Source organism: Candidatus Wallbacteria bacterium (assembly GCA_028687545.1).
GTDB lineage: Bacteria > Muiribacteriota > JAQTZZ01 > JAQTZZ01 > JAQTZZ01 > JAQTZZ01.
This window is the reverse complement of the sequence record JAQTZZ010000015.1, coordinates 12,976-25,566: the sequence shown is the minus strand read 5'-3', so window position 1 is coordinate 25,566 and position 12,591 is coordinate 12,976. Positions and strand designations below refer to the sequence as shown.

Here is a 12,591-nt window from a genome sequence, read left to right as displayed (position 1 = left end):
CTCCGGTAGTTTTTCAGCCGTCGATAGTGGCGGTGCTCAGACAGACCCTGTTCCTGCCTTCGTGCTTGGCTTTGTACAAAGCTTCGTCCGCTGCAGCGATCAGATCGGACTTGCTCAGCGAGTTGACCGGATAAGTGGCTACTCCGATACTGAGCGTAATCTTCAGTTCGCCGTATCTGCTGGTTTTGAGAGGTGTCTCCTCGATCCGCTTGCGGATGCGTTCTGCGAGATTCACTGCGTCCGTGCTGTTGCATTCCGGGGCGATCACAGCGAATTCCTCGCCTCCATAGCGGGCCGTGATATCCACATTCTGCCGGACAGTGATGTTAACCGCTTCAGCTACAGCCTTCAGTACCAGGTCGCCTGTCTGATGGCCGTAAGTATCGTTGAATTTCTTGAAAAAATCGATGTCCATCAGCAGGAAGGAAAGCTGATGCTTGTATCTCCTGGCCCGCACCATCTCTTCTTCCAGCCTCACCTGCATGTAACGATGAACGTGAAGCCGGGTCAGCCCATCGGTCACTGACAATTCGTACAACTTGGTGTTCTCGATATTGATCGCAACCTGCGAGGCGATCGCTGTCAGCAGATTGAAATCGCTTTCTGTGTATACGCTCGCTTCTTTGGTGTTGGTGACGTTCAGCACTCCGAAAGCGCTGTCTTTCATTTTCAGGGGCACGCACATCAGATTCCGGATCTCGAACTTGACATCTGTGTTCTCCGGCTTTTTGAACAGCGGGTGATGTTCGCCTTCGTTGATGATGATCCCTTCACCTTCCTTCAGGACTTTGCCTGCGATTCCTTCACCAAGGTGCAGAAAAACCCTCTGCTTGATCATCCCCTCAGGCACTCCGAACACCATCCGCATCCCCAGTTCATCGGTCTGGGGATTTAAAAGATAGATGGAGGCTTTCTCGGACTTGAGCGCAATACATGTTTCAGCCAGTATTTTTTTCAGAAGAGTCTCACTGTTGTTTTCAAAATTCACGAGCTGCGCGATCTTGTAGAGAGTTGTGATTTCATAGATTTTACGATTGAGGTTATCGTAGCTGTCCTTTAGTTTACCCGCCATTTCATTGAAGGACGAGACCAGCACTCCAATCTCGTCTTTTCTGCGCATTTTGATGCGGCAGTCAAAGTTCCCGTCAGCAATGGTCCTGGCAGTGTGGGAGAAGATGCGCAGAGGCACCACTATGTTTCTGGAGAGGAGGAAAGCCACGATGATGGCAAGGGTAATGGCTACTGCGGTAATCAGCAGAAGATGATTCAAAAGCAGGGTGTCTGTGGTGCTGATTGCGATGCCAGGCAATCCTGCCATAATGTATAATCTGCCGTCAGTGATCTGCATCTTGTCAAAACCGGCCAGATAACGCTCGTTGAGGATTTTCCGGGATTTCACTACGAATCCTTGAGCATCCACTTCTGATTTCACCTCAGAAGCGAGTTTCTCGTCCAGATACCTGGTTCCGGAATAACTGAAGAGAGTAGTAGCCAGCGCTTTTCCTGACTGGTTGTAAATCAGGATCTGGATCTTGGTGATTTCGAAAAATGGATCCAGAAAGTCGGAAGCCAGTCTGTTAATACAGACAAGTGTGGCGTTGGGTTTGCCGCTTCTGGTGACCGGAGAGACGCCGACCAGGAGAAGGGAGTCGCTGCAGCAGAGAAGCAGGCTTTTCCATTGCTCCAGCTCCGACATCCTGAGCAGAGCGCTTGAGAGGCCCTCAGGCAGTGTGATTTTCTCTCCCAGAGAAATTTCACTGCTGCCGTCGAAAAGAACTACACCCGTAAATTCATTATCCTTTTGCAGGCTCTTGAGACTGTTCTCAAATGTATCGCAGTAGCTGAGTTTTTCAGCCGTATTTCTGACCTTGACCTGCATCTGGGATTTTCTGGATTCCAGGAAGTTGTTGACCATGCGATATGCGAGCATCAGCTTATTCCTGTTTTCCGCTCGCGTGATCTTCTTGATTTCCTGATCAGTAATGAAATATGTCACCAGCAGGGGCAGCACGATCAGACCCAGGAAGAGCGCCGTGATTTTAAGGCCCAGTGACTTCTGCATAGAAAACCTGACTTTTCCGTTTGTTTTTTTAGGATTTTAACATTTCAGGGCCGTTATGACAAATTGTTATTCCGCTTTTTTATGATATGCGGCAAGCATTTCATCCCATCTGCCGTCCTGCGCCAGCTTCAATCTTGCGTAACTGGCTGCAAATTCATCCGAGAACGGGATCTGAAGTGAAACAGGAAAATTCGGGATATACCTGGTATAAAGAGGGAACCACACGGCAATGCCATATGAATTTTTCACCCGGGTTTCATTGTACCCGTTGGCAATCACGATTCCGGAATCCTTGAAATAATCGATTACCCCGGAACAGGCGTCCCTGATTTTCTGATTCCCGATGCCGTTTAGCAGATAAGCGAAATGATATAAATCAATGTAATCGTTCATGTCGTATCTCTGCACCTTCTGCTGCACTTTCAGAATCTCAGCTTTCACTTCAGGCAGATTATCCGAGAGCACTTGAGCCAGTCTATCTGTTGCTTCCCGCAGACCTTTGTATTTACCGAGATCAATCGCCGAATATGTGGCTTCCAGCCACCAGTTGCCGGAATAACTTTCCTGCGCCTGCTCTTTGTAAAAATTGATGTATTCCCTGACTATCGAAACTGAACATTCACGGGCTGACTTGCCTTCCAGAAAGGCGGGAAGAATCCGGTCATACGGTATTCCTTCCCCGGGTTCAGTGTGCTCTGAACCGATCATGATGGCCGCAGATCGCTCTAATTCGGCTGCAATTTCCATCATCTGCATCAGGCAGGCATCAAAAACCACCAGATCAAGCTTTTGCCCCAAAACATCGCTGATCTTTTTCACTGCCTCTCCCAGAGCCGGAGTGTCGATCCGGGATGAACTGGTGATGTCAATTGAGATTCCCTTGTGCAGACAGGAATATCTTTTTTCAGCTTCATTTCTCCAGCCGTCCCCATGATCCCACAGCACCAGACAGTAATGGCGGGCTGGATATTCTGTTTTCGCCCATTCCACAAATTTCACCAGTTCTTCAGAAGACCCCATGTCCACTTCTCCCAGGTTTTCCAGTTCCGGAGATGAAATCAGACTCTCATCGCTGTCCTTTTCCACATAATACCTTCGGGTGTCTGTCCAGTTTCCGTTTGAATCGTCGTACCATTCACAGCGGTCAAACTGAACTACAAGATTCAGATTTTCTCCTGACCCTGTTTTTTCCATTTCATTGAAATCCTGGATCGCAAATGATTCCAGATTATTATCCCCATTCAGGAAAACCATGAATGTCCACTCTTTTTCGCTCGAAAAAACAATCCCCGCCCAAAACAGGAAAAAATATATGCTCAAAATTCTCACAAAATCCCTCCTGCAGAATCTGGTTCTCTCTGTTTTAAATATCCGCTGAAAACACAATATTTCCAGTTACATTGTTGTTACAAAATACTTCAGCAGAACTGATTTTACTGGCGACTTTGATTATTTGTTTTATAAGTCCCCCTTTTCTGATATACTTTTTTCCAGATTAATTTCAGGAGCCATAGATGAAAGGTAGAATCCTCTCGGGCATGAGACCGACCGGCAAGCTCCACATAGGCCATTATTTCGGTGCGCTTGAAAACTGGCTTAAACAGATGCCTGAATATGACTGCTTCTTTGAAATCGCCGACCTGCACGCGCTCACAGAAAACGCTGAAAAAAAGGATGTATGCTGCCATTCAGTAGACCTCGCGCTCGATTATCTGGCCTGCGGCATCGACCCTCAGAAATCAGTGATCTTTCTACAGTCTGCAGTTCCTGCCCATTCGGAACTGCATCTGCTGCTTTCCATGGTAACACCGGTTTCCTGGCTGGAGCGCTGCCCCACTTACAAGGACCAGATCGCCCAGCTCGATCTCGGCCCGAATGTCACTTATGGACTGCTGGGATATCCTGTACTCATGACTACTGACATCATCCTCTACAAAGCGGACACTGTCCCGATCGGCAAGGACCAGCTTCCCCACCTGGAGCTGACCCGCGAGATTGTCAGACGCTTCAACTTCCTATTCAACCGCGAGGTTTTCGTTGAGCCCAAGGAAAAACTCACCGAAATTCCGCTGCTGCTAGGCCTTGACGGCCGCAAGATGAGCAAGAGTTACAACAACTCCATTTTGCTCTCCGAAGAAGAGGACCAGCTCTGGGAAAAAGTGAGAAACATGGTGACTGACCCGGCCAGGATCAAAAAAACGGACCTCGGGCATCCTGAAGTCTGCTCAGTTTTTTCCTATCAGAAAATTTTCAACTGTGCTGCGGTTTCCGGCATCGAAGCCGATTGCCGCGCTGCTAAAATCGGCTGCGTGCAATGCAAGAAAAACCTCAATCAAATGATCAGCTCTTTCATCACCCCGATCAGGGACAGGCGCAAAAAACTGATGGAAAATCCCGCTCTTCTCCGAGAAATAATCGAAGCTGGCAACAAAAAAGCCCGGATTGTTGCTGAAGCCACTCTGGCTGAAGTCAGGGACGCCATGAAAATAGGATTTAAGGTCTGACTATGTTTTATCTATCCCCGAAAACTTTTCAGCTTTCAACTCTCCTTTCACAGACGGGAATCCGCAACAAACCACTCGGCAAGCACCGCAAAGGTGACGGTATCGCCCTGATCAGCGAAGAGGAACTTCCGGAACTTTCCGGCAAATTTGAAGACATTGTCATCTATTCGGAAACCGGTGACCTGGATTTTCTCCACAACCTGGTCCCGCTCGAAATCATCACCAAGGCACACGGTCCCAGGGAAATCGTCTTCCGCCTGAAAAACGCCGAGGAAGCCCTGAAACTCAGGGAGATCGTCAAGAACATCAACAACGAACTGTTCAAGAAGGACCAGGAGCTCTCCACGATCCATGCCTTTGAAGAAAACATCAAGACTACCTTCATCGTGGACGAACTGTTGAAAATGCTGGTGGACGTGATTACAAGAGTATTGAAATGCCAGAGGGCTTCGGTAGTACTCCTCCAGGAGGAAGGGCGCGATCTGCTGGTCAAGGGTACGATTGGTTCAGACCAGAAAAAGGTGGAAAATTTCCAGATCAAATACCGGGGCCGCGTCACCAGAGAAATTATCAGGCGCAAGAGTTCCCTGATGCTGCGTGATATCAGCAAACTCAACTGGCCCAAAGAAGATGAGGATCAGAAGTCCTATTACACTACCAATTCCTTCCTGTCTGTACCGATCCTGGTCAAGAACGAAGTGGCAGCCATCATCAATGTGACTGACAAGCAGGATTTAACCCCTTTCAATGACGACGACAGACGACTTCTGGAAATCATCGCATCCCAGGTTTCAGGCACGATTGAACGCTTCAAGATGTCGCATGAACTGCTGGAAAAAGAACGGCTTTCCAAAGAGCTGGCGATCGCCAGGGAAATCCAGATCAACTTGCTGCCCGCGCAGAATCCTGATCTCCATGATGTGGAGGCGACTTTCTTCTATCAGCCCTGCTATTCGGTTGGTGGGGATTATTTCGATTTTCTTGAGCTGGACAATCACCAGCGCGCGCTGCTGATCGGGGATGTCTCGGGTAAAGGCGTACCTGCCTCCCTGCTGATGGTAATGATCAGAAGCATTATCTGCTATGCCGCACAGCTTCATGTACTCGGCTCCCCGGAAAAAGTCTTCCAGGACCTCAACGATTACCTGCTCAAGCACTCAGCCAGGAATATGTTCGTAACCCTCTTCATGGGCATACTGGACAGCGATAACGGAAAATTTTATTTTTCCAATGCAGGGCACAATTATCCGCTGCTGTTGAAGAAAGGCCAGTTCCAGGAACTGAAGACAGGGGACATGATCCTGGGTCTGTTCGATGAAGCAAGTTATCATAGCCAGGAAATCCAGATCGACTATGAGGACCTGCTCATTTTATACACTGACGGCATCTCTGAAGCCCGCCAAAGCGATGGCGGCATGTTCGGCGAAGCCGGCATCAAGCAGTTTTTCCAGGAAAACTACCAGAAGGAAAAACCTCTCAACCAGACCATCGATGATTTCAAACAGTATTTCAGGATTTCCTGCGGCACTGCCGATCAGGCAGATGATGCCACCCTGATTTTAATGCGGAGAAAACCGCCGATATCGAATGAGTAAAAACGCAATCATCTTCCGGCTCAGACGTTCAAACGAAAAAATTGAGGAAACCAAGGCATCCCTGCTTGAACTTACTGAACTTCTGAAGACGCTCCATATCTCGGTGGTTGAAACAGTGATCCAGCATAAGGAGCGACCGAGCCCAGCCTTTCTGATCGGAGAGGGCAAGGTGGAGGAAATTGCGCAGATCGCAGCTGAGCATTCAGTTAAACTGGTGGTTTCGGACAACAATCTTACTCCCACTCAAAAGCGCAACCTTGGAAACAAACTGGAGCTGGAAGTTTCGGACCGTACAGCCGTAATTCTGGAGATCTTCCGCAAAAGAGCCCGGAGCCACGAAGGCAAGCTGCAGGTGGAGATCGCCAGCATGAAATACAGCCTGACCATGATTTCAGGCCATGGCATATCCATGATGCAGCAGACCAGCGGCACCGGAGCAGTCAGGTCAAAAGGCATCGGTGAAACCCAGTCCGAACTTGATAAGAGGAAAATCCGCAAAAGAATCCTTGTGCTGAGTAAACAGCTTGAAGAACTGATCAAGCAGCGCGGGACGCAACGCAAAAGCCGCAAAAAGCAGGGAATTCCGATAGTCTCGCTGGTAGGCTATACCAATGCCGGTAAATCCACGCTTTTTTCCCTGTTGTCCAAAAGTGAAGCATTTATTGCCGACAGCCTTTTCGCCACGCTGGACCCCAATGTAAAAAAAGTCACCCTGCCCGACGGATGCTCCTTCCTGCTTGTCGATACCGTCGGTTTCATCAAGAATCTGCCTACTTTTCTTGTCAACGCCTTCCGCGCCACGCTTGAGGAAATCCTGGAAGGGCAGCTGCTGCTGAATGTAATCGATTTTTCCGATCCCCGCCATGATGTTCAGGAAGATGCCACTCTGGGAATTCTTTCGCAACTGGGAGCCATGAACATCCCAAGGATTAATGTTTACAACAAACTCGACCTGCTGGATCGGAGCGATCAGGAAAAACGCCTTTCCCAGAACAGCCTGAATTCCGGTCATGTCTATATTTCCTGCCAAGAAAAAACAGGAATCAGCTCCCTGATCAGCCTGATCAGGAGTAAGATCTTCCAGAAAGCCGGCTGCGGAGAATGAGCATCAAGATCCTCTGCCTGGACCTGGACGGCACACTGTACCTGGATCAGCGGCTTTATCCGGGAGTCCTGGAAACACTGGAAGCACTCAGAAAAAAATACCGGATCATCTTTGTCACGAACACCACTTCCAGGCTCGCTTCTGAAATCTGCTCGGAAATCAACTCTCTGGGAATCCCGGCCCAGCCTGATGAACTTTACACTGCCTCCCGGGCGGCAAGGGAATTTCTCTGCCTGCGCGGCGATCAGAGCGGAATCCTGCTGGCGCCGCCACGAATCCTGACTGATTACACCTGGTTCAAGCAAGACCCTGAGGGAAGGTCGGTCCTGATCGCCGACGAGGGCTATGGGACGACATTCGAGGACCTGCACAGGCCTTTCTCGATTTTGATGAGGCCCGGCACCTCCTTCTATACGCTCCAGAAAAACCGCTATTTCAGTAAGCAGGGCTCTTTAAGGCTGGATATGGGTCCGCTCACAGCCGCCCTGGAATATGCATCCAACCGCGAAGCCACGATACTGGGAAAACCATCACGCCAGCTGTTTGAACTGATCGCGAAAAATTACTCTGTGGAACTTTCTGAAATGGCCATGGTTGGCGATGACCTGGAGTTCGACGTGCTGCTGCCGAAGAAGCTCGGTTTGTGCGGAATTCTGGTCAAAACAGGGAAATACCTGCCTGAGCAAGCCTTGAAAACCAGCGCTTTGTATTCCGTCCGAGCCGACCATGAACTGGAAAGATTTTCGGATCTGGCTGGAATTCTATGAATTTTCAGGATCACTCAAGGTCCAGGAATCTGTAAGTCTTCAAATTTTCTGTCGATACAATAGTCTTGAGCTTCCTGAACGCGTTTTCCAGGCTGTCGTTGATCAGAAAATAGTCGTAGCAGTCTACGAACTTGAGTTCTGTTCTGGCATTGAACAGGCGCTTCTCGATCACTTCGTCGCTGTCTGTGGCGCGGTTTCTAAGCCTTGCTTCCAGCTCCTTGAGATCAGGAGGCATGATGAAAACAAGTACAGTATCCCGGGGATACTTGCCCTTGATCTGCAGCCCGCCCTGCACATCCAGTTCCAGCAGCACATCATTCCCTTTTTTCAGGTTTTCCAGTACAAACTGTTTGGGAGTTCCGTAATAATCGCCATGCACAATCGCCCACTCCAGAAACTTATTCTCCGCGATCATCTGCTTGAAAATGTCGTCTGACACGAAAGTGTAGTCAGCCTTGTCCTTTTCGTTTTTTCTCGGATTGCGGGTAGTCACTGAAATCGAATAGGAGAAATTCCTGTCTTCCTTGAGCAGGAGCTGGCAGAGCGTAGTCTTTCCTGCACCGGATGGACCGGAAACTATCATCAGCATCCCGCGCTTCTTGGTTCTTTCATTCAACATATTCACCACCTTCGGTCAGTCGGTTGAAAAGAGTCTCAGGCTGCAAGGCTGACAGGACCACATGGTCGCTGTCTGTTATCAAAATCGAGCGTGTTTTCCGGCCAAAAGTAGCGTCAATCAGTTTGCCGTTTTCGCGGGCTTCATCCTTCAATCGTTTCATGGGAGAGGAATCAGGGTTTAGGATCGACACAATTCGGTGAAGCATCAGGCCATTGCCGAATCCTACATTCAGGATGCTGTATTTCATTCCCCCTCCTTCAGGAGCTTTTTCAGGAATCTGGCCAGATCCATTTTCCAGCCTTTAAAATACTGTTCAATCATCGCGATCAGAGCGGGTCTGTCCCGCAGGTCGTGCTCATCCAGGGCCAGGAGCTGCTTGAGATAGAAACTTGTTGCTTCCGAAATGATCGCAGCTCTGGAAGGGCCGGGTTTGGAAAGCTGAAGGATCAAACCCTCCTGGAAAAACTGGGTTTCAGGGATCTTCTTGTCGATCTGACGGGCCAGGATGAAAAGAAAATCAAATACACCCCCGATCAGATCAGATACTTTCTCCTTGAATTCAGTATCGGACAGCTTGGGTTCAATTTCCTTGAATCCCCTGATCCGCATCGTGAGATTTCTGATCTCTTCCTCGATTGTATTGGAAAGGTAGGTTTTCATTCTATATTCAGGAGCTGTTCCTTGATTTTTTCCACTTCATCCTTGATCTCCACAGCCAGGGATGAAACTTGAAAATCACCGCATTTTACTCCAAGAGTGTTGATTTCGCGCAGCAGTTCCTGGGTGATAAAAGTGAGTTTCTTGCCTGGCGAATCCTCTGCAAGAGATTTCAGAAAAAATTGAAGATGCGCATCGAATCTTACGATCTCCTCATTGAAATCCTGCCGATCCATGATCAAGGTCAGTTCCTGATACAACCGCTCCCTTGCCCCCTGGTCAGCAGAACTGAAAGTATGGCAGCGCTCCTCGAATTTCTGGCGCAGCTTTTCTTTGAATTCCGGAGCTTTCTTCCTGATCTCGCCGATTTTCGCTTCCATTATCGAGAGACCTTTTCTGATCTCTTTCTCATGCTTTTTCCCTTCCCGGTCGCGGAACTTCCCATACTCATCAAGCACGGACTGAAGATGTTTCTTGAATTCCAGTTCCAGCTTCTCATCCCTGTCGGAAGACTCGCTCTTGAAAGCTTCGCTTCTGAGCACCAGAAACGAAGGGTCCAGCTTGCGTTTGATCTTTTTTTCAACCGCAGCCAGCTGTTCAGCAGCCAGAACCAGGAATTCCTCGTTCAGTGCGAACCCGCTGCCTGAGATACGCTCCTCTCGGGCATTGAAATACACTTTACCGCGCATGATGCGCTCGCCAAGGATTTCCCTCACTTCCGGCTCAATTCTGGCCAGGGATTCCGGCAGCCTGGTGTTCAGGTCCTTGCCCTTATTATTGTAACTCTTCAATTCGAGAGAAAAGGCGCAACCGCCGTATTCAAATTTTTCGTAAGCGAAACCGGTCATGCTTCTGAGCATCATTCCACCTTAAGATTGCTGTTCCTGGTCTCCCCGCTCTGCCAGACTGCCGATCCGAGGGCTGTGGCGCGGTATCCGTTGAGATAGAAAGTAATGGTGTCACCGGGATCAGCGCCGCCATCCCCTGCTGAACTGTCATCGCCATAGACCAGGATGTAATAGCTCCCTATACTTGTGATCGAAACGAAACCGCAGAAAACACCCTGCGGATCAAATGCACGTACTTTCATACCGGCTGCGGCCTGGGTTCCGAAATAGGAAGCCGTGCCAGTGAAACTGCAGGGTTGCAGCATGGTCGGGACAACGGCCTGCACCTTTGCCATATCAGTAGACTTGGCGTTGCGGCCGAAATCATCGTATACAAATGCAGAATAGTAATACTCCCTTCCGCTCTGGAGTCCTGAATTATCGAGGAAACTGTATTCTGTACTGACTGAAATCTCCCGTGAATAAACGAAATCTCCAGTGGTCATGGTCTGGGGATAGCCGGAGATCGCACGCCTGAGCATCAGATATTTACCGGTGTTGGCAGAGGCGGTCTTAAAATATACTTCCAGGCTGCCTGAAGAAACCGGCAGCACTTTGAGCATGGAGAGACCTGCCAGCTGATTCTGGTTGTCTTCATAAATACTGGTGGTATTGCCGAGAAAATCCGTTTTCATGTTCCCCACCGAATCGTAGGACAGGACTGCATAATAATAAGTGCCTGAAGTGGGTGAAGGTACGCTGAAATTGAAACTCTGCAGATTCCTGCTCAAGCCTGAACCGATCACTGAAGCCTGGGCGTAGTTTGAACTGCGGATCTGCTGGTTATAGCGCAGGATCTTGTATTGCTCCCCGCTGTTGGCTGAAACATCGGTCCAGGTGACTGTAGTGAGATTTGTCTGATAATTATAGGTAGCGCTGACATTGGTTGGTTCATCAGGAACCACGTTGTCTTCAAAGATTGAATTCACAAGGGAATTGGAGCCGGAAAAATCGCTGTCAATCGATTCGTCGGCATGCACTGAAACGACAGCATAAAAAAAATATCCTTCAGTGCCGGAAACCAGTGTGTATAAATACTGGCCGATTCCCTGCCCGATGCCGGTTGCGATCGGAGTAAGCTGGCCCACATCTGCGGCAGTTATCTTCTGGGTGTGCCGGTAAACCTTGTAAGAGGTGCCTAGCGGATCGTCCTCCCAGGTGATTCTGGTCTTCCCCTGGCTCTGCAGATATTCAGCCTGCAGGTTTGTAGGTTCGTTCAGCGCATACAGTATCGTAAAATTCTTGCCTGCCGGATCGATTTCATTCCTGGTCAGGTCGAACACAGTGCGCACTTCGCCGTGGTAGAGACGGCCTGGGGTCATGATCGAGGTGGAAAGCTGGACTGAAGTTCGATCACCCTGCAGTTTGGAGGACAGCACGTTAAGCCCGTAATCGAAGAAATAATTCCCAGTCTGTTCCACGCTTGCCTGGTCCATTATTTCGCTGAATCTGACCAGCAGGGTAGTCTGATTTAAAAAGATGCAGCTCGCGGGAACAACCTGGGGTTTCACAAGGTCTACCCATGTGGATAGAGTAGAATCTCCGTGATTTATGGAATCCGACAGGTCCAGCATGCTGTGGACCGTCACCTCCAGAGAGTCACCATTGCCGCCCGAAACCATTTGCGACATGGAAAATTTCACCTGGCTCTTGAAGCTGTCGTTTTCATAGATCGATTCATAGGAAAAGGCGGCATGTGAAAGATCCAGGTCGCTGCCGCAAAGCCTCACATAATATTTATTCGTGTCTGCAGCGGAAACCGGGTCTACCAGTTCGCTGTATTTGACAACCAGGGAAAATCTGTCCTGGGAAACATTGGCGATCTCGATCACAGGAGAGTAAATATCGTCGGACAGGAAAACCGTGGAAACTGTTTTCTGGCTCTTCATCGGATCCTGAGACTTGATGGTCTGGTTCGACAGGTTGGTGATCAGTTGGGCTTTCAGGGTGAAATTCGAACCCCTTTTCATGGCCTGCCGCAGCGTCAGCACAACGGTTCTGTTGTCGGGTAGAAGCTGGGCTGCAGCCGGATTCTGGCTTACTGCAGCACGCTCCGGGGCATTCAGAGCCGTGCCTGACAATTCATAATACTGGACATTCTGTGCGCTTCCGGCAGTCACAGGTTCGGAAAATTTCACTGCCAGCTTCCGGTCGTCGATAGGGATGGCCTGCTGGATGTAAAGTGTATCTGAATCTCCATAAACCGTGGAAGAGCCGCCTCCGAACGTGCCTCCTCCCCCGCCGGCGCAGGAATAGAAGAAATACAGGCTGAAGATTATAAAAAACAGTAAAAGTGCCTTTTTTGACATCAAATTCGCCCCAGCATAGGTTTTAAATATTTTATGATAAGAAGGATTGTTTTGCAAGAATCTGCATTAAATAATATAGGGACGAA

The 12,591-nt window shown here is 49.1% G+C and carries 11 protein-coding genes; 4 read left to right on the top strand and 7 right to left on the bottom strand.

Going from position 1 to position 12,591, the window contains the following annotated elements:
* Positions 1 to 13: 13 nt before the first annotated feature.
* Positions 14 to 2,062, bottom strand: coding sequence for a diguanylate cyclase (locus PHW04_08530; protein MDD2715923.1), 2,049 nt, complete (start codon positions 2,060 to 2,062; stop codon positions 14 to 16).
* A gap of 66 nt (positions 2,063 to 2,128) precedes the next feature.
* Complete coding sequence (locus tag PHW04_08525; GenBank protein ID MDD2715922.1) at positions 2,129 to 3,391, bottom strand: clostripain-related cysteine peptidase; 1,263 nt, start codon at positions 3,389 to 3,391, stop codon at positions 2,129 to 2,131.
* A 185-nt stretch (positions 3,392 to 3,576) separates the two neighbouring features.
* Between PHW04_08525 and trpS the strand changes: the two genes are divergently transcribed.
* The 4 genes from trpS to PHW04_08505 are packed head-to-tail and all read left to right on the top strand — an operon-like array spanning position 3,577 to position 8,033.
* Positions 3,577 to 4,566, top strand: coding sequence for a tryptophan--tRNA ligase (gene trpS / locus PHW04_08520; protein ID MDD2715921.1), 990 nt, complete (start codon positions 3,577 to 3,579; stop codon positions 4,564 to 4,566).
* Positions 4,567 to 4,568: 2 nt separating this feature from the next.
* On the top strand, positions 4,569 to 6,161 hold the full coding sequence (locus tag PHW04_08515; protein MDD2715920.1) for a SpoIIE family protein phosphatase: 1,593 nt from the start codon (positions 4,569 to 4,571) through the stop codon (positions 6,159 to 6,161).
* Complete coding sequence (gene hflX / locus PHW04_08510; protein ID MDD2715919.1) at positions 6,154 to 7,266, top strand: GTPase HflX; 1,113 nt, start codon at positions 6,154 to 6,156, stop codon at positions 7,264 to 7,266. Before PHW04_08515 ends, hflX begins: the two co-directional genes overlap by 8 nt.
* Complete coding sequence (locus PHW04_08505) at positions 7,263 to 8,033, top strand: HAD hydrolase-like protein (protein MDD2715918.1); 771 nt, start codon at positions 7,263 to 7,265, stop codon at positions 8,031 to 8,033. Before hflX ends, PHW04_08505 begins: the two co-directional genes overlap by 4 nt.
* Positions 8,034 to 8,043: 10 nt before the next feature.
* On the opposite strand, the gene gmk is transcribed toward PHW04_08505, so the two are convergent.
* The 5 genes from gmk to PHW04_08480 are packed head-to-tail and all read right to left on the bottom strand — an operon-like array spanning position 8,044 to position 12,505.
* Entirely contained in the window at positions 8,044 to 8,652 is a 609-nt protein-coding gene (gene gmk, locus PHW04_08500) for a guanylate kinase (GenBank protein ID MDD2715917.1), read from the bottom strand.
* Entirely contained in the window at positions 8,642 to 8,899 is a 258-nt protein-coding gene (locus PHW04_08495) for a DUF370 domain-containing protein (protein ID MDD2715916.1), read from the bottom strand. The genes gmk and PHW04_08495 overlap by 11 nt, the downstream gene beginning before the upstream one ends.
* Complete coding sequence (locus PHW04_08490; GenBank protein ID MDD2715915.1) at positions 8,896 to 9,312, bottom strand: hypothetical protein; 417 nt, start codon at positions 9,310 to 9,312, stop codon at positions 8,896 to 8,898. Before PHW04_08490 ends, PHW04_08495 begins: the two co-directional genes overlap by 4 nt.
* Entirely contained in the window at positions 9,309 to 10,169 is an 861-nt protein-coding gene (locus PHW04_08485; GenBank protein MDD2715914.1) for a YicC family protein, read from the bottom strand. Before PHW04_08485 ends, PHW04_08490 begins: the two co-directional genes overlap by 4 nt.
* Positions 10,169 to 12,505 (bottom strand): hypothetical protein, encoded by a 2,337-nt coding sequence (locus tag PHW04_08480; protein MDD2715913.1) that lies wholly within the window; start codon positions 12,503 to 12,505, stop codon positions 10,169 to 10,171. The genes PHW04_08485 and PHW04_08480 overlap by 1 nt, the downstream gene beginning before the upstream one ends.
* Between the last annotated feature and the right edge of the window lie 86 nt (positions 12,506 to 12,591).

Excerpts from the sequence above, each read along its gene's own strand:
- PHW04_08505 (MDD2715918.1), top strand. The coding sequence starts at position 7,263 with ATGAGCATCAAGATCCTCTGCCTGGACCTGGACGGCACACTGTACCTG.
- PHW04_08480 (MDD2715913.1), bottom strand. The coding sequence starts at position 12,505 with ATGTCAAAAAAGGCACTTTTACTGTTTTTTATAATCTTCAGCCTGTAT.
- PHW04_08495 (MDD2715916.1), bottom strand. The coding sequence starts at position 8,899 with ATGAAATACAGCATCCTGAATGTAGGATTCGGCAATGGCCTGATGCTT.
- hflX (MDD2715919.1), top strand. The coding sequence starts at position 6,154 with ATGAGTAAAAACGCAATCATCTTCCGGCTCAGACGTTCAAACGAAAAA.
- trpS (MDD2715921.1), top strand. The coding sequence starts at position 3,577 with ATGAAAGGTAGAATCCTCTCGGGCATGAGACCGACCGGCAAGCTCCAC.
- PHW04_08490 (MDD2715915.1), bottom strand. The coding sequence starts at position 9,312 with ATGAAAACCTACCTTTCCAATACAATCGAGGAAGAGATCAGAAATCTC.
- PHW04_08515 (MDD2715920.1), top strand. The coding sequence starts at position 4,569 with ATGTTTTATCTATCCCCGAAAACTTTTCAGCTTTCAACTCTCCTTTCA.
- PHW04_08530 (MDD2715923.1), bottom strand. The coding sequence starts at position 2,062 with ATGCAGAAGTCACTGGGCCTTAAAATCACGGCGCTCTTCCTGGGTCTG.
- gmk (MDD2715917.1), bottom strand. The coding sequence starts at position 8,652 with ATGTTGAATGAAAGAACCAAGAAGCGCGGGATGCTGATGATAGTTTCC.
- PHW04_08485 (MDD2715914.1), bottom strand. The coding sequence starts at position 10,169 with ATGCTCAGAAGCATGACCGGTTTCGCTTACGAAAAATTTGAATACGGC.